General features: G+C 73.4%; 25 protein-coding genes and 1 pseudogene. 14 read left to right on the top strand and 12 right to left on the bottom strand.

What is annotated here, in order from left to right:
• Positions 1-153: 153 nt before the first annotated feature.
• From OG710_RS02050 to OG710_RS02030, 6 genes are all read left to right on the top strand, one after another.
• A complete protein-coding gene (locus tag OG710_RS02050) occupies positions 154-480 on the top strand; it encodes a TlpA family protein disulfide reductase (protein WP_330237815.1) in 327 nt (108 codons plus the stop codon).
• A 73-nt stretch (positions 481-553) separates the two neighbouring features.
• Positions 554-634: a putative leader peptide gene (locus tag OG710_RS31245; protein ID WP_353961631.1), complete on the top strand. Its 81-nt coding sequence runs from the start codon at positions 554-556 to the stop codon at positions 632-634.
• A 46-nt stretch (positions 635-680) separates the two neighbouring features.
• Positions 681-1,190 carry a flavin reductase family protein gene (locus OG710_RS02045; RefSeq protein WP_330237814.1) on the top strand — a complete coding sequence of 170 codons (510 nt, stop codon included), beginning with the start codon at positions 681-683 and terminating at the stop codon, positions 1,188-1,190.
• A gap of 202 nt (positions 1,191-1,392) precedes the next feature.
• Positions 1,393-2,178, top strand: a complete 786-nt coding sequence (locus OG710_RS02040; RefSeq protein ID WP_330237813.1) for an electron transfer flavoprotein subunit beta/FixA family protein — start codon at positions 1,393-1,395, stop codon at positions 2,176-2,178.
• A gap of 60 nt (positions 2,179-2,238) precedes the next feature.
• Positions 2,239-3,201 (top strand): electron transfer flavoprotein subunit alpha/FixB family protein, encoded by a 963-nt coding sequence (locus tag OG710_RS02035; RefSeq protein ID WP_330237812.1) that lies wholly within the window; start codon positions 2,239-2,241, stop codon positions 3,199-3,201.
• Between the two features lie 170 nt (positions 3,202-3,371).
• The gene (locus OG710_RS02030) at positions 3,372-4,670 is read left to right on the top strand and encodes a DUF6986 family protein (protein WP_330237811.1); all 1,299 of its coding nucleotides are present in this window, start codon (positions 3,372-3,374) and stop codon (positions 4,668-4,670) included.
• A 15-nt stretch (positions 4,671-4,685) separates the two neighbouring features.
• Here the strand turns inward: OG710_RS02030 and OG710_RS02025 are convergent, their stop codons facing one another.
• Positions 4,686-5,717, bottom strand: a complete 1,032-nt coding sequence (locus tag OG710_RS02025; RefSeq protein ID WP_330237810.1) for a LacI family DNA-binding transcriptional regulator — start codon at positions 5,715-5,717, stop codon at positions 4,686-4,688.
• Positions 5,718-5,893: 176 nt separating this feature from the next.
• On the opposite strand from OG710_RS02025, the gene OG710_RS02020 reads away from it, so the two are divergent.
• Positions 5,894-6,850, top strand: coding sequence for an ROK family protein (locus OG710_RS02020; protein WP_330237809.1), 957 nt, complete (start codon positions 5,894-5,896; stop codon positions 6,848-6,850).
• Between the two features lie 77 nt (positions 6,851-6,927).
• On the opposite strand, the gene OG710_RS02015 is transcribed toward OG710_RS02020, so the two are convergent.
• Positions 6,928-7,461, bottom strand: a complete 534-nt coding sequence (locus tag OG710_RS02015; protein WP_330237808.1) for an excalibur calcium-binding domain-containing protein — start codon at positions 7,459-7,461, stop codon at positions 6,928-6,930.
• A 168-nt stretch (positions 7,462-7,629) separates the two neighbouring features.
• On the opposite strand from OG710_RS02015, the gene OG710_RS02010 reads away from it, so the two are divergent.
• Both OG710_RS02010 and OG710_RS02005 read left to right on the top strand, forming a co-directional pair.
• Complete coding sequence (locus tag OG710_RS02010) at positions 7,630-7,896, top strand: hypothetical protein (RefSeq protein WP_111334666.1); 267 nt, start codon at positions 7,630-7,632, stop codon at positions 7,894-7,896.
• A gap of 80 nt (positions 7,897-7,976) precedes the next feature.
• Positions 7,977-9,014, top strand: coding sequence for an NUDIX hydrolase (locus OG710_RS02005; RefSeq protein WP_330237807.1), 1,038 nt, complete (start codon positions 7,977-7,979; stop codon positions 9,012-9,014).
• On the opposite strand, the gene OG710_RS02000 is transcribed toward OG710_RS02005, so the two are convergent.
• Together OG710_RS02000 and OG710_RS01995 are read right to left on the bottom strand one after the other, a co-directional pair.
• Positions 8,973-9,683 (bottom strand): MBL fold metallo-hydrolase, encoded by a 711-nt coding sequence (locus OG710_RS02000; RefSeq protein WP_330237806.1) that lies wholly within the window; start codon positions 9,681-9,683, stop codon positions 8,973-8,975. The two genes, OG710_RS02005 and OG710_RS02000, sit on opposite strands and share 42 nt — an antisense overlap.
• Positions 9,684-9,773: 90 nt before the next feature.
• Positions 9,774-11,138 (bottom strand): dipeptidase, encoded by a 1,365-nt coding sequence (locus OG710_RS01995; protein ID WP_330237805.1) that lies wholly within the window; start codon positions 11,136-11,138, stop codon positions 9,774-9,776.
• A 184-nt stretch (positions 11,139-11,322) separates the two neighbouring features.
• On the opposite strand from OG710_RS01995, the gene OG710_RS01990 reads away from it, so the two are divergent.
• Complete coding sequence (locus OG710_RS01990) at positions 11,323-12,555, top strand: geranylgeranyl reductase family protein (protein ID WP_111335891.1); 1,233 nt, start codon at positions 11,323-11,325, stop codon at positions 12,553-12,555.
• Positions 12,556-12,610: 55 nt separating this feature from the next.
• On the opposite strand, the gene OG710_RS01985 is transcribed toward OG710_RS01990, so the two are convergent.
• The gene (locus tag OG710_RS01985) at positions 12,611-13,069 is read right to left on the bottom strand and encodes a nitroreductase/quinone reductase family protein (RefSeq protein WP_330237804.1); all 459 of its coding nucleotides are present in this window, start codon (positions 13,067-13,069) and stop codon (positions 12,611-12,613) included.
• Between the two features lie 141 nt (positions 13,070-13,210).
• Between OG710_RS01985 and OG710_RS01980 the strand changes: the two genes are divergently transcribed.
• Positions 13,211-13,912 carry a TetR/AcrR family transcriptional regulator gene (locus OG710_RS01980; RefSeq protein WP_330237803.1) on the top strand — a complete coding sequence of 234 codons (702 nt, stop codon included), beginning with the start codon at positions 13,211-13,213 and terminating at the stop codon, positions 13,910-13,912.
• Here the strand turns inward: OG710_RS01980 and OG710_RS01975 are convergent.
• Both OG710_RS01975 and OG710_RS01970 read right to left on the bottom strand, forming a co-directional pair.
• Positions 13,899-14,654 (bottom strand): maleylpyruvate isomerase family mycothiol-dependent enzyme, encoded by a 756-nt coding sequence (locus OG710_RS01975; RefSeq protein WP_330237802.1) that lies wholly within the window; start codon positions 14,652-14,654, stop codon positions 13,899-13,901. The two genes, OG710_RS01980 and OG710_RS01975, sit on opposite strands and share 14 nt — an antisense overlap.
• Before the next feature lie 37 nt (positions 14,655-14,691).
• Positions 14,692-15,915 (bottom strand): MFS transporter, encoded by a 1,224-nt coding sequence (locus OG710_RS01970; protein ID WP_330237801.1) that lies wholly within the window; start codon positions 15,913-15,915, stop codon positions 14,692-14,694.
• Between the two features lie 155 nt (positions 15,916-16,070).
• On the opposite strand from OG710_RS01970, the gene OG710_RS01965 reads away from it, so the two are divergent.
• Positions 16,071-17,285: an ROK family protein gene (locus tag OG710_RS01965; RefSeq protein ID WP_330237800.1), complete on the top strand. Its 1,215-nt coding sequence runs from the start codon at positions 16,071-16,073 to the stop codon at positions 17,283-17,285.
• Positions 17,286-17,354: 69 nt separating this feature from the next.
• Here the strand turns inward: OG710_RS01965 and OG710_RS01960 are convergent, their stop codons facing one another.
• Both OG710_RS01960 and OG710_RS01955 read right to left on the bottom strand, forming a co-directional pair.
• Complete coding sequence (locus OG710_RS01960; RefSeq protein ID WP_330237799.1) at positions 17,355-17,873, bottom strand: ATP-binding protein; 519 nt, start codon at positions 17,871-17,873, stop codon at positions 17,355-17,357.
• A 186-nt stretch (positions 17,874-18,059) separates the two neighbouring features.
• Positions 18,060-18,377: a hypothetical protein gene (locus OG710_RS01955; RefSeq protein ID WP_111334692.1), complete on the bottom strand. Its 318-nt coding sequence runs from the start codon at positions 18,375-18,377 to the stop codon at positions 18,060-18,062.
• A 225-nt stretch (positions 18,378-18,602) separates the two neighbouring features.
• Between OG710_RS01955 and OG710_RS01950 the strand changes: the two genes are divergently transcribed.
• The gene (locus OG710_RS01950; RefSeq protein ID WP_330237798.1) at positions 18,603-19,739 is read left to right on the top strand and encodes a PLP-dependent cysteine synthase family protein; all 1,137 of its coding nucleotides are present in this window, start codon (positions 18,603-18,605) and stop codon (positions 19,737-19,739) included.
• 60 nt (positions 19,740-19,799) lie between these two features.
• Here OG710_RS01950 and OG710_RS01945 read toward each other — a convergent pair whose 3' ends face one another.
• Positions 19,800-20,252: an SRPBCC family protein gene (locus OG710_RS01945; RefSeq protein WP_111334698.1), complete on the bottom strand. Its 453-nt coding sequence runs from the start codon at positions 20,250-20,252 to the stop codon at positions 19,800-19,802.
• Positions 20,253-20,311: 59 nt separating this feature from the next.
• A complete protein-coding gene (locus OG710_RS01940; RefSeq protein WP_330237797.1) occupies positions 20,312-21,148 on the bottom strand; it encodes a DeoR/GlpR family DNA-binding transcription regulator in 837 nt (278 codons plus the stop codon).
• A 190-nt stretch (positions 21,149-21,338) separates the two neighbouring features.
• Here OG710_RS01940 and OG710_RS01935 point away from each other — a divergent pair.
• Positions 21,339-23,704: pseudogene (locus OG710_RS01935) on the top strand (hypothetical protein); the annotation flags it as partial.
• Here OG710_RS01935 and OG710_RS01930 read toward each other — a convergent pair.
• Complete coding sequence (locus OG710_RS01930; protein WP_330237796.1) at positions 23,677-26,106, bottom strand: right-handed parallel beta-helix repeat-containing protein; 2,430 nt, start codon at positions 26,104-26,106, stop codon at positions 23,677-23,679. The pseudogene OG710_RS01935 and the gene OG710_RS01930 overlap by 28 nt on opposite strands.
• Positions 26,107-26,265: the final 159 nt, after the last annotated feature.

Genomic DNA, 26,265 nt, shown 5'->3' with positions numbered 1-26,265 from the left:
TCGGCATTGGGGCGATCGTGCACCATACGGTCACGCGGTGGCCAGTCCCGGCGGCCCCGTGCGGCGAGATTCTCGTCACGTACGACGGCCGGGAATGCCCGCGCCGCCATCGGTGCTGACCTTCTGCGGAGAACTCTGACAGGAGGTCGGGCCGTGGACGGGCAGGCGCGTACGGAGAGGCTGGACGCGGCGCGCCTCGGCGCGGAGCTGGGGGCGCGGGCCACGCTCGTCCAGTTCTCCACCGCCTTCTGCCAGCCTTGCCGGGCCACGCGCCGCATCCTCGCGGAGGTGGCCGGGATGGTCGAGGGGGTCGCGCATGTGGAGATCGACGCGGAAGCCCGTCTCGGGCTCGTACGGGACCTGGGGATCGACCGGACCCCGACCGTTCTGGTCCTCGACGCCGGGGGCCGGATCGTGCGCCGGGGCGTCGGGCAGCCCCGCACCGTCGATGTCGTCGCCGCCCTCGGGCAGGCGATGTGACGGACCGTGATGCTTCTCCCACTTGCCGGGACGCCCTTGACTGCGCGCACCGTGAATCGTCACTCTGACACTTATGCCGTCAGATCCCCTGCTCCATGGCCGGGCGTACATCGATCTCGCCCGTACCGCCGGCGCGTGCTGTCCGGATGCCTGAGCATCCACGACCCCGCAGCACCCCCGACGCGCAGAAGGATCTTTCCATGACGGCATCACCCGGACTCGACGCGCCGCGAACCGCCTCCCCGGACCTGCTCCGCTCGGTGTTCCGGCAGCACGCCGCCGGAGTCGCCGTGATCACCGCCGCCGACGGCGAACGGCCCGTCGGCTTCACCGCCACCTCGCTCAACTCCGTGGCCGCCGACCCGCCCCTGATCTCGTTCGGCGTGGGCACCGCGTCCTCCAGCTGGCCGGTCATCGCCGCGGCCGAGTACGTCGGCGTCCACATCCTCGCCGAGCACCAGCGGGAACTGGCCGCCACCTTCGCCCGCAGCGGCGCAGACCGGTTCGGCCCGTCCACCTTTTGGCGCAGCGGGCCGGAAGGCGTTCCGCTGCTCGACGACGTGCTGGCGTGGCTGGTCTGCCGGGTCGTGGCGCGTGTTCCGGCCGGGGACCACCGCATCGTGATCGCCGAGGTGGCCGCGGGCGACCCGGTGGGCGGTGGCCGCCCCCTCCTTTATCACCAGGGCCGATTCACGGCGCTGCGCGACTGAATCCGCCGCCGGTGGTTCCGGAGCGGCGCGCGTTGGGCAGATCACAGTGCCAAGCGCTTGCTCATGGAGCACCCAATCGATGTACTGACGAGTAATATGACGGTCGGAGCGTCGGTCGCCCCGACCGGAAAACGCCCCATCAGGCGCCTATGCTGCGTGCAACAAGGCAGCCCGGAAATGACGATGCAGTAGGAGAGCCGGCGTGAGCTTGAGGATCGTTGTCTGTGTGAAGTACGTGCCCGACGCGACCGGTGACCGGCATTTCGCCGATGACCTGACGTTGGACCGTGAGGACGTGGACGGTCTGCTGTCGGAGCTGGACGAGTACGCGGTCGAGCAGGCGTTGCAGATCGCGGAGGCGGCCGATGACGCGGAGGTCACCGTGTTGACGGTGGGTCCGGAGGATGCGCGGGACGCGTTGCGCAAGGCGTTGTCGATGGGTGCGGACAAGGCGGTTCACGTCGAGGACGACGATCTGCACGGGACGGATGCGCTGGGGACGTCGCTGGTGCTGGCGAGGGCGCTGGAGGAGACCGGGTACGACCTGGTGGTCTCGGGGATGGCGTCGACGGACGGGTCGATGGGTGTGGTTCCGGCGCTGCTGGCGGAGCGGCTGGGTGTGCCGCAGGTGACGCTGCTGTCGCAGGTGTCGGTGGCCGATGGTGTGGTGCGGGGTCGCCGGGACGGGGACAGTGCGTCGGAGGAGCTGGAGGCGTCGCTGCCGGCGGTGGTGTCGGTGACCGACCAGTCCGGTGAGGCGCGTTATCCGTCGTTCAAGGGGATCATGGCGGCGAAGAAGAAGCCGGTGACGTCCCTGGACCTGGACGACCTGGGCATCGACGCCGAGCAGGTGGGTCTGGCGGGTGCCTGGACCGCGGTCGACTCCGCGACGGAGCGTCCGGCCCGCACCGCGGGCACGATCGTGAAGGACGAGGGCGAGGGCGGCAAGCGGCTGGCCGAGTTCCTGGCCGGTCAGAAGTTCATCTGAGCCCCGGCACCCCCTCTCATCACCCCCGCCTACTTCGCACACGCAGGAGATTGAAGTCCCATGGCTGAAGTTCTCGTCTATGTCGACCACGTGGACGGCGCCGTCCGCAAGCCCACCCTGGAGCTGCTGACGCTCGCCCGCCGTATCGGCGAGCCCGTCGCCGTCGCCCTGGGCAACGGTGCCGCGGACACCGCGGGCGTGCTCGCCGAGCACGGCGCGGTCAAGGTGCTGACGGCCGACGCCTCCGAGTTCGCCGAGTACCTCGTCGTACCGAAGGTGGACGCCCTCCAGGCCGCCTTCGACGCCGTGTCCCCGGCCGCCGTGCTGCTGTCCTCCTCCGCGGAGGCCAAGGAGATCGCGGCCCGCCTCGCGGTCCGCATCGGCTCCGGCATCATCACCGACGCCGTCGACCTGGAGGCCGGCGACCAGGGCCCGGTCGCCACGCAGTCCGCGTTCGCCGCCTCGTACACGACCAAGTCCCGTGTTTCCAAGGGTGTTCCGGTCATCACGGTCAAGCCGAACTCCGCCCCGGTCGAGCCGGCCGCGGCCGCCGGCGCCGTCGAGACCCTCGCGGTCACCTTCTCGGCGCAGGCCACCGGCACGAAGGTGCTCTCGCGTACGCCGCGTGAGTCGACGGGCCGTCCGGAGCTGACGGAGGCCGCGATCGTGGTCTCCGGTGGCCGTGGGGTGAACGGTGCGGAGAACTTCGCGGTGATCGAGGCGCTGGCGGACTCGCTGGGTGCCGCGGTGGGCGCGTCGCGGGCGGCGGTGGACGCGGGCTGGTACCCGCACACCAACCAGGTCGGCCAGACCGGCAAGTCGGTCTCCCCGCAGCTGTACATCGCGTCGGGCATCTCCGGTGCGATCCAGCACCGGGCGGGGATGCAGACCTCGAAGACGATCGTCGCGGTCAACAAGGACCCCGAGGCCCCGATCTTCGACCTCGTCGACTACGGCGTCGTCGGCGACCTCTTCGACGTCGTGCCCCAGCTCACCGAGGAGATCAACACCCGCAAGGGCTGATCGCCGCCGAGCGCGTACGAGCAAACGGCCGCAGGGCCGCACGGTGAACGCACCGTGCGGCCCCGCGGCCGTTCCGGTCACCGTTGACGCCGATGCGACAGCCCTATAGCTTCACTATGCGGATTGTTGATTCCGGGGAGCGGAAACTTTCGAAGTGGAGGGTGCGGACGATGGGTCAGCAGGAGATGGTGGCGACGAGCCTCGCCGGAGCGGTCAGCGACGGGATCAGCGCCTCCCTCGCGGCGGTGGACGCCGAACTCGCCCGCCGCTACCCGGGCGACCCCGGCACCCGCCAGCCCGTGCACACCGTCTACGTACCCGGCGACGCCTTCACGGCCGGCACCCTGCGCGCCTGGGGCGACCAGGCGCTGAAGGCGCTCGACGAGCACGCCCCCGACGCGGCCGCCCTCGCCGCCGTCCTCGGCATCCCGGACGAGCTGGCCGGGCCCGTCCACGACCGGGTGCGTGCCAAGCTGGAGCGCGAACCCGTCGAGGATCTGCGGATCGACTTCGAGGACGGCTACGGGCCCCGCTCCGACGCCGAGGAGGACGAGACGGCGGCCCGTGCGGCCCGGCTCGTCTCGGAGGCGTACGCCGGAGGCACCGCGGCGCCCTACATGGGCATCCGGATGAAGTGCATGGAGGCGGCCGTACGCGACCGGGGCATCCGCACCACCGACATCTTCCTCACCGGTCTGATGCGGGCCGGCGGGCTGCCCGAAGGGCTCGTCCTCACCCTGCCCAAGGTGACCTACCCCGAACAGGTCACCGCCTTCGTCCACCTCCTCGAAGCCTTCGAGCAGGCGCACGGGCTGCCGGCCGGGCGCCTCGGCTTCGAGATCCAGATCGAGACCAGCCAGTCCATCCTCGCCGCCGACGGCACCGCCGCCGTGGCCCGCATGATCGACGCGGCACGGGGCCGCGCCACCGGGCTGCACTACGGCACGTTCGACTACAGCGCCTGCGTCGGCGTCAGCGCCGCGTACCAGGCGAGCGACCATCCGGCCGCCGACCACGCCAAGGCCGTGATGCAGGTGGCCGCCGCCGGCACCGGCGTACGCGTCTCGGACGGCTCCACCAATGTGCTCCCCGTGGGCTCCGCGGAGCGGGTCCACGAGGCGTGGCGGCTGCACTACGGCCTCACCCGGCGCGCCCTGGCCCGCGCCTACTACCAGGGCTGGGACATGCACCCGGCCCATCTGCCGACCCGGTACGCGGCCGTCTACACGTTCTACCGCGAGGGCCTGGAGCAGGCCGCGTCCCGGCTCGCCGCGTACGCCGCCAAGGCGGGCGGCGACGTCATGGACGAACCGGCCACCGCCAAGGCGCTCAGCGGCTATCTGCTCCGGGGCATCGACTGCGGCGCGCTGGACACCGACGAGGTGACCGGGCTGACCGGGCTGAGCCGCGCGGACCTCGACGCCTTCGCCTCCCCGCGGCGCGGCACCCTGACCGTGACGGCCCCGTAACGGCCGCTCCGCCCCCTATGGGGCCGGGGGGAGTTCGCCCGAGCCGCGCGCGATCAGCCGCGTCGGCAGCTCCACCCGCGCCGGGCTGTGGTCGGCCCCGTCCAGCCGGCGGAAGAGGTGCTCGGCGGCGGTGCGGCCCACCGCCGCCGCGTCCTGGGAGATGACGGTGATGCCGAGCAGATCCGCCAGCTCGATGTCGTCGAAGCCCACCAGGGCGACAGGCCGCTCCCGGCCCGCCAGGACCCGCACCACCGTCACCGTCACCCGGTTGTTGCCGGAGAAGAGCGCCGTCACGGGCTCCGGCCCCGAGAGCATCGCCTCGGCGGCGGCGCGGACCCGGTCCGGGTCCGTGGACCCGAGCGATACCCAGGAGTCCGCCACGGCTATCCCGGCCCCGGCCATCGCCGCGTGGTAGCCGCGCAGCCGCTCGGTCGCGGTGTGGATGCGCGGCTGGTCGCCGATGAAGCCGATCCGGCGGTGGCCGTGCGCGATCAGATGGGCGACACCCTCGCGGGCCCCGCCGAAGCTGTCCGACAGGACCATGTCCGCCTCGATCCGCCCCGCCGGACGGTCCACGAAGACGGTCGCCACCCCGGCCTTGATCTCCGGCTCCAGATAGCGGTGGTCGTCGGCGGCCGGGATCACGATCAGCCCGTCCACCCGGCGGGCGCACAGCGCGAGCACCAGCTCCTGCTCGCGCTCCGGGTCCTCGGCGCTGGAACCATTGATGAGCAGTGCCCCGTGCGCACGGGCCACCTCCTCCACCGCCCGGCTCAGCGGCCCGTAGAACGGGTCCGCGAGGTCCTCCAGGACCAGGCCGATGGAAGCGGTCCTGCCCTTGCGCAGCACGCGCGCGCTGTCGTTGCGGCGGAAGCCCAGGGCCTCGATGGCCTCCTGCACCCGGCGCTCGGTGTCCGGGGTGACCCCGGGCTCGCTGTTGACCACCCGGGACACCGTCTTCAAGCCCACCCCGGCCCGCGCGGCCACATCCTTCATGGTCGGCCGGTTGCCGTAGCGGTGCTCGGAATGACGGGCGGTCTCGGCCACGATGCGCTGTCCTGTCGTCGGTGCGGGCAGTCCGGCGGGTCGCGACGGCTGCCGCGGGGGCTTCCGGAGAGTTTGGGCACGAGCATAGGCCCTGGACAACGTTGTCAAGGGAATGGAGACTGGGCAAACTGTTCACCTGAGCCGCACATTCCGTCCACACCACCGGAGCCGCACCGATGCAAACCCATCTCGTCGCCGCACTGGACATCGGGGGCACCAAGATCGCCGGCGCTCTGGTGGACCGGGACGGCGCGCTGGTCGCCCGCGCGCGGCGCCCCACGCCCGCGCGGGAGAGCGGTGAGCGGGTCATGGAGGCGGTGGAGGGCGTCCTGGCCGAGCTGGCCGCGTCGCCGCGCTGGGGCGAGGCGACGGCCGTCGGGGTCGGCAGCGCGGGCCCGGTGGACGCCGCCGGGGGCACGGTCAGCCCGGTCAACGTGCCCGGCTGGCGCGGCTTCCCGCTGGTGCGGCGGGTCGCCGCGGCCACCGGCGGTCTGCCGGTCACCCTGGTCGGCGACGGTGTCGCGGTCACCGCCGCGGAGCACTGGCTCGGTGCGGCGCGCGGCCACGACAACGCGCTGTGCATGGTCGTCTCGACCGGCGTCGGCGGCGGGCTCGTCCTCGGCGGCGCCCTGCATCCGGGCCCCAGCGGAAACGCCGGCCACATCGGTCACATCAGTGTGGACCTCGACGGCGACGCCTGCCCGTGCGGGTCGCGCGGCTGCGTCGAGCGCATCGCCAGCGGCCCCAACATCGCGCGCCGCGCGCTGGAGCGCGGCTGGCGGCCCGGCCCGGACGGGGACGCGAGCGCGTTGGGCGTGGCCGCGGCGGCACGGGCCGGCGATCCGGTCGCCGCGGCCTCCTTCGAACGCGCAGGGCAGGCCCTGGCCGCCGGGATCGCCGCCACGGCCACCCTGGTCGAGATCGACATCGCGGTGATCGGCGGCGGGGTGGCCGGTGCCGGGGAGCCGCTGTTCGGGCCGCTGCGGACCGCGCTGCGCCGCTACGCCACGCTGTCGTTCGTGCGGCGGCTGACGGTGGTCCCCGCCGTCATGGGCAACGACGCGGGGCTGGTGGGCGCCGCGGCGGCGGCCTTCACGGCGCGGACGGCCGGGAGCGTGCTGAGCACGCGCTGAGGGCGGGGCGCGGTGGTACGGGCCGGGGCCCGTCCGGACCGAAACAGCCGGACGGGGCCCCGGTCGCGGGGTGCCCCCTACTCGCAGGCGACTCCGTCGCCGTCGCGGTCGAGGTGGCGGCCGTAACCGGCGTCGCCCCGGCGGATCGGGGCCGCGCCGGCCGCGCGGACGGCGCTGCAGTTCGCGTAGTAGGTGGAGCCGCCTCCGCCGCTCGAACCGGAGGTGCCCGAGCCGTAGTCGCCGGAGTCGTCCGAGGTGTCGGCGGGCGCCTCCGGGGTGACGGTGACCTTCACCGTCTTCGTCTTCGTGACGGTCGGCACCACCTCGGGACTCGCGGTGACCGTCTCCGTCACGGCCGGCGCCGGTGACGGGGTGACCGAGACCGTCGTGGTGACGGTCGGCGCCGGGGACGCCTTCGCCGCGGTCTCGCTGTCCGAACCGGAGCCCCCGGCGGCGCCGATGAGGGTGCCGATGACGAAGACGCCCAGCGCGACCGGGATGACGATACGTTTCCTTGCCCAGCCCGGCGCGCCGCCGGAAGGCGATGGACCGGTGCGCGTGGGCGGCGGCGGCCCCCAGGGCGCCGGCTGCGGGGACGGGTTGTGCGACATGGAACCCCCCCAGGGTTTGCGTGGAGAGCCCGACCGTAGCCAGCGGGCGGCACGGCCGTGAGCGAGTTCCTCCGCAAGTGATGGAGTTGTGACCGAAGCGTGGAGCCGGTGACCCGCCGGGCCTCGCGCACCGCGGTCGCTGTCAGTGGCGGGTGCGATCCTGCACCCATGGACGAGATCATGCGACGGCGGGTGTACGGCGCCGACCACGAAGACCCCGACCCCGGCCCCCGTCCGGGGCGCGTGTACCGGGAACTGGTGGGCGGTCCGCTCGACGGCCTGCTCCTCGACGTGACGGGATGGACACCGGTCGCCCTGGCGGACGGGTCCGCCCTGGTCACCGAGATCGGCGCCTACGGTCCGGGCGGCCGCGCCGAGTACGGGCCGCGCCAGGACGAGCCGGACAAGTGGGACTGGCGGGGCGACACCCCGTAACAACGCGTCGCCCCGGGGGTGTTTCCGCAGCGGGGTGTTGCGGGCAAGCCACAGGGGGCTGCTACGGAAGAGGGGGAACCGTGATCGTCTGGATCAACGGTGCGTTCGGCGCCGGCAAGACCAGCGCCGCGCGTGAACTGATCGATCTGATCCCGAACAGCACCTTGTACGACCCGGAACTCACCGGGACGGGGCTGCGCACCCTGCTGCCCCAGAAGAAGCTCGCCGAAGTGACGGACTTTCAGGACCTGCCCATCTGGCGGCGCCTCGTGGTCGACACCGCGGCCGCGCTCCTCGCCGAGCTGGGCGGCGTCCTGGTCGTGCCGATGACGCTGCTGCGCCAGGAGTACCGCGACGAGATGTTCGGCGGGCTCGCCGCCCGGCGCATTCCGGTACGCCATGTGCTGCTCGCCCCGGAGGAAACGATCCTGCGTGCGCGCGTAGCCCACCGGGCGGAATGCCCCGGCGAGGCCGAGGGCGTGGACCCGACCGGCCGCTGGGCGTACGACCGCATCGAAACCTACCGTTCGGCGCTCCAATGGATCACCGGGGACGCCCACACCATCGACAACGGCGCCCTCACCCCGCGCGAGACCGCCGAGCGCATCGCCGAGGCCGTGCGCAGCGGGGCCGCCCCGCCCTGCGAGATCGTCCAGACACCCGAGCCGACCGCCGAGACCGTCGCCGCCGGGGTGCTGCTCTTCGACGAGCACGACCGGTTCCTGCTCGTCGACCCCACCTACAAGCCCGGCTGGGAGTTCCCCGGCGGTGTGGTGGAGTCCGGAGAGGCGCCCGCCCAGGCCGGCATCAGGGAGGTGGCCGAGGAGATAGGCATCCACCTCGACCGGGTGCCCAAGCTCCTCGTCATCGACTGGGAGGCGCCCGAACCACCCGGATACGGCGGGCTGCGGCTGCTGTTCGACGGCGGGCTGCTGCCCCGCGCGGACGCCGAGGGGCTGCTGCTGCCCGGCTCCGAACTGCGCGGCTGGCGCTTCGTCACCGAGGAGGAGGCGGCCGCCCTGCTGCCGCCCACCCGCTACGCACGGCTGCGCTGGGCGCTGCGGGCCCGCGAACGCTCAGCCGTGCTCAACCTCGAAGCCGGCGTCCCCGTGGGCTGACGCCCGCAGGACCGCGGCGGCGTTCTCGGTGAGGGGGTCGCCGTGTCCGAAGCAGACCGTGGCCGGCTCCAGGGCGGCCAGCCGCCGGAACGAGTCCACGGCCCGCGCCCGGTCGATGTTGAACACGCCCAGCATCACTTGCCCGACGCCGGCCACGCAGTCGCCCGTGAACAGCACACCGTGCCGGGGCAGATGCACACCGATGGAGCCCGGTGTGTGACCGGGGGAGTGGACCACCCGCGCCCCGCCGCCGAACGGCAGCACCGCCCCGTCCGACAGTTCGGTGTCCACCGGGGTCGGGGGAGCCGGGGGGACCGTCAGCGCATGCGCGTACAGCGGGCGCTCCCAGTCCAGGAGCACCGGCTCCCCGACCTCCTCGTCGCCCCGGATCACCGGCGCGTCCAGCCGGTGGGCCAGGATCTCGGCACCGTGGCGGTCGGCCAGTTCCCGGGCGGCGCCGTAGTGGTCCCGGTGGCCGTGGGTGATGACGATCCGGGCGAGGGCGGCGGGGTCGTGGCCGAGGCCGCGCACCGCCTCCTCGATGGCGGGCGCCGCGTTCACGTCGCCCGCGTCGATCAGGGTCAGCTCAGGCCCGTCGGACCAGAGATACGCCTGGCCGATCGGGAAACGGAACATGTGCAGCTGCGGAAGCACCTCGACGAGATCCATGCGGCGAACGTACGCGCGAACGTCCGGCCGCCGCATGGATCTACGCTCTCGGCGAGCTTCGCTCAACGCGTAGCCCGCACCCGCCAAGCCTCAGACCGCCTTGGACGCCGCGTAGTTGCGCAGGAACAGCGCCTCGGCCACCGAGAGCCGCTCCAGCTCCCGGGGCGACACGCTCTCGTTCACCGCGTGGATCTGCGCTTCCGGCTCGCTCAGCCCGATCAGGAGGATCTCCGCCTCCGGGTACAGCCCCGCCAGCGTGTTGCAGAGCGGGATCGAGCCGCCCATGCCCGAGGACTGCATCTCCTGGCCCGGATACGCGACCCGCATGGCGTCCGCCATCGCCGTGTAGGCCGGGCTCGTCAGGTCCGCGCGGAACGGCTGCCCCTGGCCGACCTGCTCGACCGAGACCCGGGCGCCCCACGGAGTGTGCGCCAGGAGGTGCGCGGTCAGCAGCTTCGTCGCGTGCTCGGCGTCCTGGCCCGGCGGCACCCGCAGGCTGATCTGCGCGCGGGCGCTCGCCTGCACGGAGGGCGTCGCGCCCACGACGGGCGGGCAGTCGATGCCGATCACGGTGACGGCGGGCCGCGCCCAGATCCGGTCGGCGACCGTGCCGGTGCCGATGAGCCCGACCCCGTCGAGGACCTTGGCGTCCCGGCGGAACTCCTCCTCCGCGTACTCCAGGCCGTCCCAGCCGGCGTCCGCGGTCAGTCCGTCCACCGTGGTCGAGCCGTCCTCGGCGCGCAGCGAGGCGAGCAGTTGGATCATCGCGGCCAGCGCGTCCGGCGCGGCGCCGCCGAACTGCCCGGAGTGCAGATTGCCCTCCAGGGTGTCCAGCCGCACCCGGAGCATCGTCATGCCGCGCAGCGTCGAGGTCACGGTCGGCAGACCCACCCGGAAGTTGCCGGTGTCACCGATCACGATGGTGTCGGCGGCGAGCAGTCCGGGGTGCGCCTCGGCGTACCGCTCCAGGCCGCCGGTGCCCTGCTCCTCCGAGCCCTCCACGATCACCTTGACGCCGACGGGCACCCCGCCGTCCGCCTTCAGCGCCCGCAGCGCGAGCAGATGCATGATGAAGCCGCCCTTGCAGTCGGCGGCGCCCCGGCCGAACCAGCGTCCGTCGCGCTCGGTCAGCTCGAAGGGCGGGGAGATCCAGGCCGACTCGTCGAGCGGCGGCTGCACGTCGTAGTGCGCGTAGAGCAGCACGGTCGGCGCGCCCGCCGGGCCCGGCAGGTAGCCGTAGACGGACTGGCTGCCGTCCGGGGTGTCGAGCAGGGCCACGTCCTGGAAGTCCTCGGCGCGCAGGGCGGCGGCGACCCACTCGGCGGCGGCCTCGCACTCGCTCCTCGGGAAGACCGCGGGGTCCGCCACCGACTGGAAGGCCACCAGCTCGGCCAGCTCCGCCTTGGCACGGGGCATCAGCGAGGCGACTGTCTCGGGGATCGGACGGCGGGTCATGGGGCACGCTCCTGGTAGGTGCGACGTTATGTGTACGTTTCCGGTTACCCGCCCGCCCGGAGTGTGGCGTCGCGGGTACGTCGGAGACTCGGCCGATCCTCCCACAGGGGATCTCGGCCACAACGCGCCGTAGGATGCCGTGAGCAGCTTGGGCCACTGGTCGGATCGGGAGCAGAAGCACATCGTGAGCAGCGAGAACGCAGACGCCGGACATGAGCACGAAGAGTCGTCCGTGTGGGACGTCGTCGTAGTCGGCGCCGGACCGGCGGGAGCCTCGGCGGCATACGCGGCGGCCGTCGCGGGCCGCAAGGTACTGCTCCTGGAGAAGGCGGAGCTGCCCCGTTACAAGACGTGCGGCGGCGGCATCATCGGATATTCGCGCGACGCCCTGCCGCCCGGCTTCGAACTGCCCCTGCGGGACCGGATTCACGCGGTCACCTTCTCGCTCAACGGCAGGCTGGCGCGCACCCGCCGCTCGAAGCGGATGCTCTTCGGGCTCATCAACCGCCCCGAGTTCGACGCGGGGCTGGTCGAGCAGGCGCAGAAGGCCGGCGCCGAACTGCGCACCGGCGCGACCGTCTCGCGGGTGGAGCAGCACGGCGCCGCGGTGCCCGACCGGCGCACGGTCGCGGTCGTGCTGGCCGGCGGCGAGACGGTGCTGGCCCGCGCGGTGGTCGGCGCCGACGGCAGCGCCGGGCGGATAGGGGCACATGTCGGGGTGAAGCTCGACCAGGTCGACCTCGGCCTGGAGTCGGAGATCCCGGTCCCGCCCACGGTCGCCGAGGACTGGGCGGGCCGCGTCCTGATCGACTGGGGCCCGATGCCCGGCAGTTACGGCTGGGTCTTCCCCAAGGGCGACACCCTGACGGTCGGGGTGATCTCGGCGCGCGGCGACGGCGCGGGCACCAAGCGGTATCTGGAGGACTTCGTCGCGCGGCTCGGCCTGGCCGGGTTCGAGCCGAAGATCTCCTCCGGCCATCTGACGCGCTGCCGCAGCGAGGACTCGCCGCTCTCGCGCGGCCGGGTGCTGGTGTGCGGGGACGCGGCCGGTCTGCTGGAGCCGTGGACCCGCGAGGGCATCTCCTTCGCGCTGCGCTCCGGCCGGCTCGCCGGCGAGTGGGCGGTGCGGGTCGCCGAGGCGCACGACGCGGTGGACGCCCGCCGCCAGGCGCTGAACTACGCCTTCGCCATCAAGGCCGGACTCGGCGTCGAGATGAGCGTGGGCCGGCGCATGCTGAAGCTGTTCGAGCGGCGTCCGGGCCTGCTGCACGCCGTGCTGACGGGCTTCCGCCCGGCGTGGAACGCGTTCGCGGGCATCACCCGCGGCACGACCTCGCTGGCCGAACTGGTCCGCTCGCACCCGCTGGCCCAGCGGGCGCTCTCGGTGATGGACCGCAAGGCGCAGACCGCCGAATAGGCCGTCTGCGCGAAGCCCTTCCGCGCCCGCCGGGGCTGACGTGCCGTTCGGCGCGTCAGCCCGCCTCGGTGATGCGGAAGACGGGGTGGTCGGGGCAGGCCGCCAGGATCTCGGCGTCCGTGGACTTCGCGGTGACGCCCTGGAAGTAGTCCTTGACCTCCCAGCCCCAGCGCTCCAGGTAGGTCCGGACGACGGCCGCCTTGTGCGCGTCGTCCGCGATCTCCACGGCGGTGAAGACCCGCGTCCTGCGGCCGGTGCGCAGCTCGCCGCCGCCGGCCGCCCGCATGTTGCGCACCCACTGCGAGTGGCCGCGGGCGGAGACGAGGTAGCGCTCGCCCCGGTACGTGTGCGGGTTGACCGGAACGCGCTGCATCCTGCCGCTCTTGCGGCCCCGCACCGACAGCTCCTGGGAACCGGCCAGGCTGATCCCGTGCCGCGCGAGCCAGCCGACGACGCTGTTGAGGCGGACGTTGAGCGGGCTGCCCTGCAGGTAGTACGGCTCGGAGTGCGACATGGTGTGACCCCCACGGTGGAGAAGTGATTTCCGAGAGCACTGCTCTCGCTCCAGATCAGTGTGCACGCGATGGGTGCTCAAAAGCAAGAGCACCGCTCTCGTTATTGGTCACCGCTCCGGCCGCGTGGCAGACTGAACCCCATGAGCGCTATCCGGGGAGCCAGGGAACGGGCCCGCACCGAGGTCACCGCCGCCATCAAGGACGAGGCGAGGAAGCAGCTCGCCGCCGAGGGCGCGGCCAAGCTGTCGCTGCGCGCCGTCGCGCGCGAGCTGGGCATGGTCTCCTCCGCCCTCTACCGCTACTTCCCCAGCCGGGACGAGCTGCTGACGGCCCTGATCGTGGACGCGTACGACGCCGTCGGCGAGGCCGCCGAGCGCGCCCACCGCACCGCCGCCGGGACGCCCGGCACCACCGGCACCGCCCGCTGGGTCGCCGTCGCCCTCGCCGTACGCGCGTGGGCGCTGGCCCACCCCCACGAGTACGCGCTCATCTACGGCTCGCCCGTGCCCGGCTACACGGCCCCGCAGGACACGGTCGGCCCCGCCGCGCGCGTCGGCATGGTGCTCATCGCCGTGGTCGAGGACGCCTACCGCGACGAGGACCGGGAGCTCCCGCCGCTCCCCGACGAACTGCGCCCGGAGGCCGAACGCATCGCCGCCGATGTGGCCCCCGGTCTGGCGCCGGAGGTGGCCGCCCCGCTGGTCGCCGCCTGGTCGCAGCTGTTCGGCCTGGTCTCCTTCGAGGTGTTCGGCCAGTTCCACAAGGTGGTGGAGGCCCGCGAGGTCTTCTTCCGCCGGGCCGTCACGGAGCTGGCCCGCACGGTGGGCCTCACGACCAGGTGATCGCGGAGTTGTCGCGCCAGAGCCGGCCCAGCTCTTCGTCCCCCGTCACCGCGAGGTCCGTCAGCGGGAGCCGGTTCCACAGCGCCAGGTAGAGCGTCGCGACCGGGCCGCTCAGCTCGCAGTCCGCGTCGCCCCCGGGGCCGGGCGCCTCCTCGCGCACCGTGGACAGCGGCTCGGCGGACAGCCGTACGGTCCACACGGTGCCCGTGTCCGTCGCCCGCACCCGCAGCGTGCGCGGGGACTCGGTGCGCACCCGGCTCCTGGGCCTGGTGTGCATGCCGAGCAGCAACTCGTCGACCCCGTCCAGCGCGTGGGCCGCGGAGATGGGAGAGAGGGCGCCGCCGCGCGCGGACTCGGCGTCCACCCGGTGGATCGTCGTCTCGTGCGCCTGGCGGCGGGACCAGAAGGCGAGCGGCGAGGGGGCGGGCAGGAAGGTCCAGCACTCCAGATCCTGCGGCGCGCTGCCCAGCGCCTCCACCAGATGCCGGTGGCAGGCCCGGAAGTGGGCCGACAGCTCCGGCCCGTCCAGTTCCGGCTCGCCGGCGTCGGGCATGTACGAGGCGCGCCCCTCGCGCACCAGGGCGGCGGCCCAGGTGCGCACCATCGCGGTGTGCCGGAGCAGATCGCGCACCCGCCAGTCGGGACAGGTGGGCACCGGCGCTCCGAGCCCCGCCCCGTCCGCCGCGTCCGCCAGCAGGCGGCCCTCGGCGGCCAGGGTCTCTATGTGCTCCGTGGTTTTCATGGACGGATTGTGTCAGCGGGCCGCGCGGGCCGCAGGCTCATCGGGCCCGCGCCGCCGCCCCGCGGGCCCCGTACCCCAGGACCGCCGCCGCGCCGGCCAGCACCGCCACCGTGGTCAGGGCCACCGGCAGTGAGAACCAGTCGGCCAGGAAGCCGATCGCGGGCGGCCCGAGCAGCATGCCCCCGTAGCCGAGCGTCGAGGCCGCCGCGACCCCGCCGGGGCCCGCCAGCTCACCGGCCCGGCCGACCGCCACCGGGAAGATGTTCGCCAGGCCGAGTCCGGTGACGGCGAAGCCGAGCAGCGCGAGCCAGGCGGTCGGGGCGAGCGCGCCCAGCAGCATTCCGGCCGCCGCGGTGGCGCCGCCCGCCACCAGGGTGCGGGTCTGCCCGAGCCGTTCCAGCAGGGCCGTGCCGCTGAGCCGGCCCGCCGTCATGGCCAGCGCGAACAGCGAGTATCCGGCGGCGGCCACACCGGGACGGGCGTGCAGGTCCTGCTCCAGGTGCAGGGCTCCCCAGTCGGCCAGGGCGCCTTCCCCGTACGCGGTGCACAGCGCGATCACGCCGAACAGCAGCACCACTCTCCGGGCCCGCCCGGACAGCCGGGCGCCGGAGTGTCCGGGGGTGTCCGCGGTCTCCGGCAGCCGGGGCGCCGGGTGCCGCAGCAGGGCCGGGCCCGCGACGGCGGTGACGAGCAGTCCGATTCCGGTCAGGATGAAGAGGTGCAGGGCGGGCGAGAGACCGCCCGCGACGAGGCCGCCGAGCCCCGCGCCGAGCATCCCGCCGAGGCTGAACGCGGCGTGGAAGCCGGGCATCACGGGCCGGCGCAGCGCGGATACCAGGTCCACCGCCGCACTGTTCATCGCCACGTTCATCCCGCCGTAGGCGGCGCCGAAGACCAGCAGCACCAGCCCCAGCGAGAGCGCCGAGTGCGTCTGGGCGGGCAGCGCGATGCCGAGGGAGAGCAGCACGGCGCAGGCCACGGTCACCGCGTGGCTGCCGAACCGGCGGCAGAGCCGGCCGGTGAGCGTCATGGTGACCACGGCACCGGCTGAGACACCGAGGAGAGCGAGGCCGAGGGTGGCGGCCGAGGCGCCGGTCTGCTGCTTGATGGCCGGGATGCGGACCACCCAGCCGGCGAAGAGGAAGCCGTCGAGGGCGAAGAACACGGTCAGCGCGGTACGGAGACGGGCCGACGAGAGCGGGGCGGTGTTGCCGCCCGGTCCCCCCGGTAGTGCCGTCCGCAGTTTGTTTAGTTGCGGCACAAACTCAGCATAGGGGCGGCCCGACAGCCGGCGCAACACGGCCGGCCGACCCGGCCCGGACCGTGCGTACCAGGGGTGCGCCGGGGTGCCGCACCCGGGGCAAGTCGGCCACCACGGGGTCAAAGGCACCCCCGGACCATGGGAGACTCGCCCCCATGAACGGCAAGGTGACCACCACCCGGACGAAGTTGGAGAGGGGCCGCAGCGCGCTCGGACCCGCACTGGAACTGGTCCACACCGGACGCGCGCCCACGCGCGCCGTTCTCACGTCCGAACTGGGGGTCACCCGGGCCACGGCGGGCGCGGTCGCCTCCGAACTCGAAGCGCTCGGCCTGATCCAGGTCGACTCCAGACCCGGCTCGGCGGCCGGTTCCCAGGGCCGGCCCTCGCACCGGCTGGCCGTCCGCGAGTCCGGCCCGGTGGCCGTCGCCGCCCAGGTGCACGCGGACGGCTTCCGCGCCGCGCTCGTCGGCCTCGGCGGCCGGCTCGTGGCGACCGCGCCCGGCTGCGTCACCATCACCGCCGACCCGGCCCAGGTCATCGGCGAGGTGGTGGACCACTGCGCCCGGCTGCTGCGGGACAGCGGACTGCGGTGCGTAGGAGCCGGGCTCGCGGTGCCCTCGGCCGTCGCCGAACCGGAGGGCACCGCCCTCAACCCGCTCCACATCGCCTGGCCGGCCGGCGCCCCGGTCCGTGAGATCTTCGCCACCTGCGTCCGCGAAGCGGGCATCGAGGGACCGGCGTTCACCGGCAACGACGTCAACCTGGCCGCGCTCGCCGAGCACCGGCACGGCGCCGGACGCGAGGCCCAGCACCTGCTCTGTGTCGCCACCGGACACCGCGGCGTCGGTGGCGCCCTCGTCCTCGACGGCCGCCTGCACACCGGGAGTTCGGGCCTCGCCCTGGAGGTCGGCCACCTCACCGTCCACCCCGAGGGCCGCCCCTGCCACTGCGGCGGACGCGGCTGCCTGGACGTGGAGACCGACCCGCTCGCCTTCCTCACCGCGGCCGGGCGCACTCCGGGCCCCGAGGAGTCGCTGCTCAAGCAGTCCGGCGACCTGCTGCGCAACGAGTACGACGACCCGGCGGTGCGCGCCGCCGCCGAGGAGCTGATCGACCGGCTCGGCCTCGGGCTCGCCGGCCTCGTCAACATCCTCAACCCGGACCGGATCATCCTCGGCGGACTGCACCGCGCCCTGCTCGACGCCGACCCCGAACGCCTGCGCGCGGTGGTGGCCGACCGCAGCCTGTGGGGCCGCAGCGGCAGCGTCCCGATCCTGCCCTGCACCCTCGACCACAACAGCCTGGTCGGTGCGGCGGAGCTGGCCTGGCAGCCGGTCCTGGACGACCCGCTGGGCGCCCTGGCCTGAGCCCGGCGCGGCTGCCGTACGCATACGCACGGAGGCGGGGCACCTCGGGAGTGCCCCGCCTCCGCGGTCTCAGCCCACCACCGCCGAACGCGTCGTCGGGGGCGGCGCGCCCTGCGGCGGCTCCAGGACGACCAGGTCGAACGGCCCGTCCGCGGTCGCCCCGTACACCTCCCGCGGCGGCCGGCCGGGCGTGGCCGGGGTGGGGAGCGTGAACCACACGACCTTCCCCGCACCGCCCCGGGGGCGTACGCCCCAGCTCTCGCTGACCGCGGCGATCAGCGCGAGCCCGCGCCCCGACGTGCTGGACTCGTCGGCCTCGCGCACGGTCGGCAGCCGCGGATCGTGGTCATGGACGGACACCATGAGCCGTTCGAGCAGCAACTCGATCTCGACGGTGCACGCCTTGTCCGGCTGTGCGTGCCGGTGGACATTGGTGAGAAGCTCGGTGACGCCCAGTGTCGTCTGGTCGATCAGAGCGTCGAGATGCCAGTGGCGCAGTTGCGCCGAGACGATTCTGCGGACCTGACCGATCCGCGACGGCAGGGCTTGGAGCTCCACCGTGCAGTGCCTGCTTGGCTCGCTGATCACGGCTGCGACTCCCCGAAATAGGTCCGGAAGAAGACGGAGGAACGGATTCAGCCCACGACCGCTGCTGAGTCCGGGCCGGCGGGCCTGGATCGCAGTGTCACCGCCGGTACACCATGAGTGACGTGACTCCAATGTCGCTCAGGGCATACACCCGCGCAACTCGCGGTGCCCCCGGCCCCGGCGCCGTCAGCTCCGCCTGCCCCCCGCGCTGTACAGCGCCTCCAGGAACCGGTGCGAGGGCGCCGCGTCACCGGGTTTGCCCTCCGGCGGCCGCATCGTCAGCCGGTACCGCGTCCCGTTGACCCGCGCGACCGTGGCGTCCGCCCCCGCGAACCACGGCCGGCCCGCGCGCACCGTTCCCACCGGCGCGCTGTCGATCTCCCGCCCGTAACTCGTCAGCAGGGCCACCCGGCCGTCCTTGACGGTCACCTGCCCGGCCCTCGTGACCGAACGCGCCCACCGGTCGATGCGCACACCCGTAGCACTGAACTCCGTTTCGGACATGGCCTCTTCGCCCCCTTCGTCATGCCTCTGAGACGAAGTGTGCACATCCCGGCCCCCGCGCACCAGAGCGGGCCGGTGGGTGAACGGCGCATTCGCGCCGCCGTGCGGCGCCGCTCCCCGCCCCGACACCAAGGCAGTGCTATGGACCATCAAAGTCAATGTTTGTGCAGGTGGGGGGCCTATCGTGGGGCCACCCGAACCGGCCGTACGAGGAGAAGCGCGCAGATGGACACCCCCCAGCACGGGCACGGCGGCGCAGCCGCGACCACCCTCGACATCGACCGCTCCGACCCGGCCTACCGCACCTGGCTCAAGGACGCCGTCCGCAAGGTGCAGGCCGACGCCAACCGCTCCGCCGACACCCATCTGCTGCGCTACCCGCTGCCGGACACCTGGGGCATCGACCTCTACCTCAAGGACGAGTCGACACACCCCACCGGCAGCCTCAAGCACCGGCTGGCGCGCTCGCTCTTCCTCTACGGGCTCTGCAACGGCTGGATCAGGCCCGGCAAACCGGTCATCGAGGCGTCCAGCGGGTCGACCGCAGTCTCGGAGGCGTACTTCGCCAAACTCATCGGCGTGCCGTTCATCGCCGTCATGCCCCGCACCACCAGCCCGGAGAAATGCCGGCTCATCGAATTCCACGGCGGACGCTGCCACTTCGTGGACGACTCCCGCCGCATGTACGAGGAATCGGCACGGCTCGCCGCGGAGACCGGCGGCCACTACATGGACCAGTTCACGTATGCCGAGCGGGCCACCGACTGGCGGGGCAACAACAACATCGCCGAGTCCGTCTACCAGCAACTGCGGCTCGAACGGTATCCGGAACCCACCTGGATCGTCGCCACCGCGGGCACCGGCGGCACCTCGGCGACCATCGCCCGCTATGTGCGCTACATGCAGCACGACACCAGGATCTGTGTCTCCGACCCGGAGAACTCCTGTTTCTTCGACGGCTGGACCCACAACGACCCGCACGTCACCAGCGACTGCGGCTCGCGCATCGAGGGCATCGGCCGGCCGCGCATGGAACCCAGCTTCGTGCCCGGCGCCATCGACCGGATGATGAAGGTGCCGGACGCGGCCAGCGTCGCGGCCGTACGCACCCTGGAACGCGCCATCGGGCGCAAGGCGGGCGGCTCCACCGGCACCGGGCTGTGGAGCGCGTTCAAGCTGGTCGCCGAAATGCTCGCCCAGGGCGTCGCGGGCAGCGTCGTCACCCTGATCTGCGACCCCGGCGACCGCTACCTCGACAAGTACTACTCCGACGCCTGGCTCACCGAACAGGGCCTCGACATCGCCCCGTACACCCGCACCATCGACCACTTCCTGACCACCGGCAGCTGGCCCCGGAACTGACCGGAACGGACCGGCCGGCCGGTGCGGGAGCGCCGGCCGCCCTCCATTCGCCGGCCGGTCTCAGCCGTACCGGCGCACCGGACGGTCCAGCACGGCGTCCAGCACCCGCCCGAAGACCCGCCGCCCCGCCCCGGCGACCACCGGGTCCGCCCAGCGCGGCAGCAGCCGCAGGCTCAGCTCCTCCACCCACACCACATGCGAGCCGGCCCGGTTCGGATACACATCGATCGACGCCCGGCCCAGCACCACCCGGCCGCGCTTCTCCAGCCGGCACGTCCCCGCCCGGCCCCCGGCCGGCGGCGACCAGCGGACCACTTCCATCGGATCGTCGAACGCCAGCGGACCCACACCCGTCCGCGCCACGAAAACCGTCCCGACCCGCGTCGGCAACCCCGTCGGCACCGTGATCGTGGTCAGCGGCACATGCGCCGCATGCCGCTCCCAGTCCGTCACCCGGCGCCAGGACTCGGCTGCGGACAACGGAGTGAAACGCTCGATCCGGAAGACGGCCACACCCAAATCCTAGGGGGTGACAGCGCTGTCACGAGCGGAGCGGAATCCCCCTTTTCCCGTCAGCCGCCGTCGGCGGCGTCGCCCCCGCCGGCCACCAGCAGGCCGGGCAGATGCTCCTCGATCTCCGCGCGCGCCGCCGCCGGCAGCCCCGCGTCGGTCACCAGGGTGCTCACCTCGTCCAGCGTGGCGAACGAACTGAGGCCCACCGTGCCCCACTTGGTGTGGTCGGCGACCACCACCACCCGGCGCGCCGACCGCACGAACCGGCGGTTCGTCTCCGCCTCCGCCAGGTTCGGCGTGGACAGCCCCGCCTCCGCCGAGATCCCGTGCACCCCGAGGAACAGCACATCGAAATGCAGCTCGGCGATCGCCCGGTCGGCGACCGGGCCCACCAGCGAATCCGACGGCGTACGCACCCCGCCCGTCAGCACCACCGTCGCCGCTCCGGGACGCCCGCCCGAACCGGCCGGCCGCTGCGCCGCGTGGAACACGTCCGCGACCCGCACCGAATTCGTCACCACCGTCAGATCCGGCACGTCCAGCAGATGCCGCGCCAGCGCGTACGTCGTGGTGCCGCCGGACAGGGCGATCGCACTGCCCGGCACGGCCATCGCGGCCGCGGCCCGCGCGATGTCCTCCTTGGCGGTCGGCTCCAGCGTCGACTTCGCCTCGAAACCCGGCTCGTGCGTACTCGCCTCGACCACCGGCACCGCGCCGCCGTGCACCTTCTCGATCACACCCTGCCGGGCCAGCGCGTCCAGATCCCGGCGGACCGTCATGTCCGAGACGCTCAGCTTCCGGGTCAGCTCGTTGACCCGCACCCCGCCGCGCCGGCGCACCTCGTCGAGGATCAGCGCACGTCGCTGCTCCGCGAGCAGATTCTGATTCTCGCTCAACGCCGGGGCCCTCGCCCTTCCCTCTGGCCGTACAGGAGTCCGTATCGACGGAGTCATCCTGCCACGCGGTGTCGGCGACCGTCCTCCGGGGGAAGATTCGACAGGACGGACGACGACCACGGCACCGCGCCTGTCCGCTTCCGCGGTGACCGGGCATCAGCCGCCTTCCCCCTCCGAGAGCGAGACGCCCGTGCCCCCTGCCACCCCTGCCCCGCACCCCACCGGGCCCGCGCTGGAATTACTGGTCCACGGGGTGGGCGGGACCACCCCCCAGGACATGCTCGTCGACCCGCGCACGGTCCGCATCACCGGCGACACCACCGCCGCCATCTACCGCCGCTCCGCCGACACCGACGCCGAACAGCACCCCGAGCGCTACCGGGACAAGCCCGTCGCCGAGGCGTACTGCTGGTCCAACCTCACCTCCGGCAACGGCTCCCGCGCGCTGTGGCTGCTGCTCCTGCCGTTCATGGTGATCAACCTCGCCCACTGGATGCGCCCCGTCGCCCGGCGGCGCCCCCGCGCCGTCCGGCTCTACGGAGTCCTCGTACGGCTCATCGCGCTCAGCCTCACCGTGCTGCTCACGGCCGCCGCCTGTGAGGTCGCCCTCGACCTCACCGCCTGGCAGTGCGCGGGCGTCGCCGCCTGCTCCGACCAGCGCTCCTGGCTCGGCTTCCTCGCCGCCGACCAGGGCGGCTGGTGGTCGCAGCCCGGCCGCCGCCTCGCCCTGGCCGCCGTCGTACCGGCCGCGCTCGTCGGACTGCTCTGGTTCCTGTCCAACCGGACCTGGAGCGCCTACGAATCCCAGCGCCCGCTGACCGGCGCCCACGCGGACGACGAGGACGGCACCGACCCCCTGCCCGCCCCCGAAATCGTCCGCCCCGCGCTCGGACGGCCCGGATTCTGGTACGGGCGCCGCCTCGTCGCCCGGCTGCGCGCCGCCCACACCGCCGCCGGCTTCCTCACCGTCACCGCGTCCGTCACCGAGGCCGCCGCCCGCCACGACCGCGCGGCCGGCGGACCCGTGGCCCCGTACCTCGGCCGGCTCATCGAGATCGCGCTCGCCGCCGGGCTGATCGTCGTGCTCTGGGTCGTCTGCCGCCGGGGCCGCAGCGAACGCCGCCTCGACAACCGGCTCGACCGCGCCCTCATCACCTGGCTGCCCGGCGCCGCGCTCACCCTCCTCGTCCTGGCCGCCGTGCACGCCGGCTGGTCCCGCCCCGGCTGGACCTCCTCCGGCACCCTCCCCGGCGACACCACGTTCCGGGTGGTCACCCTCGCCCAGGGCATCCTGATCGTCGCCCTCGCCGCCGTCTCCCTCGACCTCTACCGGCGCTGCCCCGAGCCGCGCACCGTTCTGCGCGGCCTCGGCGGACCCGCCGTCGCGATGCTCGCCTGCGCCCTCGGCGGCGTGATGACCGGCGGCATCGCCCAGCGCGTCGCCGACTGGCTCGACGGACCCGGCAGCCCCGGCATGGGCCGCAGCGCCTTCATAGCGGGACCGCCGGTCCTGCTCAGCTGGCAGGCGTCCGTCATCCCCGTCCTCCTCGCACTGCTCCTGGTACCGGGCGCCGTCCTCGGCGTACGCACCTGGCTGACCGCCCGCCGGCTGGAACCGGTCATCGACGCCGAGTACGGGGAGCCGTGCCCCGACCCGTCCCGGACCAAGCAGATCGCCCTCATCCGGGCCACGGCCGCGCTCACCGACTCCGCCCCCGGCATGCTCGGACTCGTCTCCGGCGCCACGCTCCTGCTCGGCGCGGCGGCGGTCGCCGGTGCCTGGGCCACCGGCGAGGTCCCCGGACGCGCCCTCGACGGCAGCGGCTCCTTCGCCGAATCGGTGGCCGAGGCGGCCCAGTCCACCGGCTCCTGGCTGATCGGCTTCGGCTTCCTCGTCTTCGTCGCCTGCGGCAGACGGGCCTACCGCGACGAATCCGCCCGGCGCACCATCGGCATCCTGTGGGACGTCGGCACGTTCTGGCCGCGCGCCGCCCACCCCTTCGCACCGCCCTGCTACGCCGAGCGCGCCGTACCCGACCTGGCCTCCCGGATGTCCGGCTGGACCGCCCTCACCCGCGGCCGCCTCGTCATCTCCGGGCACTCCCAGGGCAGCGTCCTCGCGGCCTCCGCGGTCTGGCAGCTGCCCGCCCGCACCCGCCGCCGGGTCGCCCTGCTCACCTACGGCTCCCCGCTCGAACGCCTCTACGGCCGCTGGTTCCCGGCCTACTTCGGACCGGAGCAGCTCCACGGGCTGCACCGCTCCGTGCACTGCTGGCGCAACCTGTGGCGGGCCACCGACCCCATCGGCGGCGCGATCAGGCTCGGCCTGGAATCCGGCCCGGAAGTCGACCGGGGCCCGCTGGAGGACCCGCTGGTCTACGGACGCACCCCCGAGCATCCGCTGCCCGAGCCGGTCCTCGGCCACTCCGACTACCAGGCCGACCCCGTCTTCGCCGAGGAGCGCGCCGCCCTCCTGGAACGGCTCGTGCCCGTCCTGCCCCAGCAGACGGAACCCGCCCGCGAGGACTTCAGGGCAGTGCCGGGAGGTCCTCCGGGAACAGCAGAGTGAGGTCGTCCGTGCTCGGATCGGCGAGCTGGGCGACCCGGCCCGCGTGCCGCTCGACCATCGACTCGAACGTCTGGCGAGCGGTGCGCCCGTTGCCGAATGCCGGGCCCTTGGGCAGCTCCGCGAAGTACTTCAGCAACGCCTCGCCGGTGCCCGACGCCAGGCTGTACTCCTGCTCCCGCGACTGCTGCTCCACGATCCGCAGCAGCTCGTCCGGCGCGTAGTCGCTGAAGGTGATGGTCCGCGAGAAGCGGGACGCCACCCCCGGATTGACGGTCAGGAACCGCTCCATCTCCCGCGTGTACCCGGCGACGATGACGACCACCGCGTCCCGGTGGTCCTCCATCAGCTTCACCAGCGTGTCGATCGCCTCCCGGCCGAAGTCCCGGCCGGAGTCCTCGGGCGACAGCGCGTACGCCTCGTCGACGAACAGCACCCCGCCGCGCGCCCGGTCGAACGCCTCCTGCGTACGGATGGCGGTCGAGCCGATGTGCTCACCGACCAGATCGACGCGGGACACCTCCACGAGATGGCCCCGCTCCAGCACCCCGAGCGCCGCCAGGATCTCCCCGTACAGCCGGGCCACCGTCGTCTTGCCCGTCCCCGGCGAACCGGTGAACACCAGATGGCGGCGGACCGAGGCCGCCTTCAGCCCGGCCTCCCGGCGCCTGCGCCCCACCTCGATCATGTCCGTCAGCGCCCGCACCTCCCGCTTGACGCTGTCCAGCCCCACCAGCGCGTCCAGCTCGCCCAGCACCTCGCCGGACGTGCGCGCGGGGGCGGCGGAGGCGGCCGGCTGCGGCTCCACCGGGCGCGGTGCGGGGACGGAGCCGAGCAGCCCGGGCGCGGACTGGGTGGCCGTCAGGACCGGGGCCGGCGGGGGAGCGGTGGTCCGCAGTCCGCTCTCGTCGCTGGTGCAGTCCTCGACGACCGGCCCGCTTCCGGTGCCGTCCTGCTGGCCGGCGCCCTCCGGGAACTCGTAGCCGCCGCGCGCGCACCGCTCGGTACGGCACCGGGTGAGCGTCGTGCGGCAGCCCTCCATCACATGGAAGCCGTAGCCCTCGCTGCCCGTGACCCGGCAGCCGTTGAACGTGCCCCGGCCCTCGGCCGACACATAGAACCCGGCCTCGGCGGGCGAGGTCACCGTGCACCGCTCGATGACCGGGTCGGCGCCCTTGGTGACGATCACCCCCGTCTGGACGGCGTCGACGGTGCAGTTGTTCAGCGTGCCGCCGCTGCCGTGGTCCCGGAACCAGGCGCCGGTCGACGCCTCCCGGATGCGGCAGTCGTCCAGCTGCGCGGTCGCGCCGTCGCTGACGGAGACCGCCGTGTTGCGGACCTGGGAGAGATCGCTGTCCACGACGTCGGCGCGGGAGCCCCGGTCGAGGACGAACAGGGCGTCCGGCACGTCGTGGACCCGGCAGGAATCCAGTATCACCGTCGCCCCGTCGCTGACCCAGACCGCCGGATAGTCGCCCGTACTGTCGTGGATCTCGCACTGGTTGGCGTCCACCCGGGTGCCTGGGTCCCAGACGGAGAGCCCGTTGCGGCCGAAGCGGCGCACCGTCGACCGGGTCAGCGTCAGCACCGCCCGCGAACGCAGATCCACCGCGTTCTCCGGGATGTCGTGGATGTCGCAGTCGGCCAGCGTCAGCACCGCGTCGGTGTCCAGCGTGACGCCGTCCGCCGAAGTGCGGTGCACCGTGCAGTCGGTGAGGTGGGCGGCGGCGCGCGAGGTCACCTGGACACCGCTGCCCTTGATCTCGTACACCTCGCAGCCCAGGGCCTCCAGGCCGCTGCCCTCCCCGGTGACGGACAGTCCGGCGCCCGAGGCGTGGTGCACCCGGCAGCGGTCGAGACGGGGATGCCCGCCGTCGCGCACGGCGACCCCGGACTGGCCGGCCGAGACGATCTCGCACTCCTCGAACACCCCGCCCGCGCCGTCGAGCACGGCGATGCCGACGCCGGCCGGATTGTCCACCGTGCACCGCCGGACGGTGGGCCGGGCGGAGCCCCGCACCTCGACACCGGCGGCCGAGCGCGTCACGATGCGTACATCCGCTATCTCCGGCGCGCCCTCCTCGACGAGCACGGCGGGGGCCGCCGAGTCCTGGCCCTCCACATGGACGTCCTGGACGATGGCGGAGGCGCGCAGCGTCAGCGGCACCCCGTCCGCCGGGGCGATGCGCACGGAGCCGACCGCGCCCTCGGGCCCGCGCAGCGTCACCGCGCGGCCGATGACCAGGTTCTCCCGGTAGGTGCCGGGCGCGACGGTGAGCACGTCACCGTCGGCCGCCGCCTCCAGCGCCGCGGTGAGGGAGGCGTATTCACCCGTGCGGCGCCGCCACCGCGATGTGCCGGTGTGCGTCACCTGGACCGTGCCCTGTGCCATGGCGCTGTCGTGCCCCCGCCTCGTGGTGCGTGTGTGATGCCCGTGTCAGCCGCCTCGCGACGGCGACCAGCCGGGGTCCGCCTGCCGGGGAAGCGACGGGCGGGCCGGTCCACCGTAGCGCGCGCGGAGGCCGGGAGTTGACCCGATCCGCAGGTCCGG

It is taken from the genome of Streptomyces sp. NBC_00525 (genome assembly GCF_036346595.1).
Taxonomy (GTDB): Bacteria; Actinomycetota; Actinomycetes; order Streptomycetales; family Streptomycetaceae; genus Streptomyces.
This window is presented reverse-complemented; position numbering and strand designations above follow the sequence as displayed.

What these genes read in the sequence shown, in the direction of transcription:
- OG710_RS31245 (WP_353961631.1), top strand. Translation starts at nt 554, where the DNA reads ATGCCGTCAGATCCCCTGCTCCATGGCCGGGCGTACATCGATCTCGCC.
- OG710_RS02045 (WP_330237814.1), top strand. Translation starts at nt 681, where the DNA reads ATGACGGCATCACCCGGACTCGACGCGCCGCGAACCGCCTCCCCGGAC.
- OG710_RS02035 (WP_330237812.1), top strand. Translation starts at nt 2,239, where the DNA reads ATGGCTGAAGTTCTCGTCTATGTCGACCACGTGGACGGCGCCGTCCGC.
- OG710_RS02030 (WP_330237811.1), top strand. Translation starts at nt 3,372, where the DNA reads ATGGGTCAGCAGGAGATGGTGGCGACGAGCCTCGCCGGAGCGGTCAGC.
- OG710_RS02020 (WP_330237809.1), top strand. Translation starts at nt 5,894, where the DNA reads ATGCAAACCCATCTCGTCGCCGCACTGGACATCGGGGGCACCAAGATC.
- OG710_RS02015 (WP_330237808.1), bottom strand. Translation starts at nt 7,461, where the DNA reads ATGTCGCACAACCCGTCCCCGCAGCCGGCGCCCTGGGGGCCGCCGCCG.
- OG710_RS02010 (WP_111334666.1), top strand. Translation starts at nt 7,630, where the DNA reads ATGGACGAGATCATGCGACGGCGGGTGTACGGCGCCGACCACGAAGAC.
- OG710_RS02000 (WP_330237806.1), bottom strand. Translation starts at nt 9,683, where the DNA reads ATGGATCTCGTCGAGGTGCTTCCGCAGCTGCACATGTTCCGTTTCCCG.
- OG710_RS01995 (WP_330237805.1), bottom strand. Translation starts at nt 11,138, where the DNA reads ATGACCCGCCGTCCGATCCCCGAGACAGTCGCCTCGCTGATGCCCCGT.
- OG710_RS01985 (WP_330237804.1), bottom strand. Translation starts at nt 13,069, where the DNA reads ATGTCGCACTCCGAGCCGTACTACCTGCAGGGCAGCCCGCTCAACGTC.
- OG710_RS01980 (WP_330237803.1), top strand. Translation starts at nt 13,211, where the DNA reads ATGAGCGCTATCCGGGGAGCCAGGGAACGGGCCCGCACCGAGGTCACC.
- OG710_RS01975 (WP_330237802.1), bottom strand. Translation starts at nt 14,654, where the DNA reads ATGAAAACCACGGAGCACATAGAGACCCTGGCCGCCGAGGGCCGCCTG.
- OG710_RS01965 (WP_330237800.1), top strand. Translation starts at nt 16,071, where the DNA reads ATGAACGGCAAGGTGACCACCACCCGGACGAAGTTGGAGAGGGGCCGC.
- OG710_RS01955 (WP_111334692.1), bottom strand. Translation starts at nt 18,377, where the DNA reads ATGTCCGAAACGGAGTTCAGTGCTACGGGTGTGCGCATCGACCGGTGG.
- OG710_RS01950 (WP_330237798.1), top strand. Translation starts at nt 18,603, where the DNA reads ATGGACACCCCCCAGCACGGGCACGGCGGCGCAGCCGCGACCACCCTC.
- OG710_RS01930 (WP_330237796.1), bottom strand. Translation starts at nt 26,106, where the DNA reads ATGGCACAGGGCACGGTCCAGGTGACGCACACCGGCACATCGCGGTGG.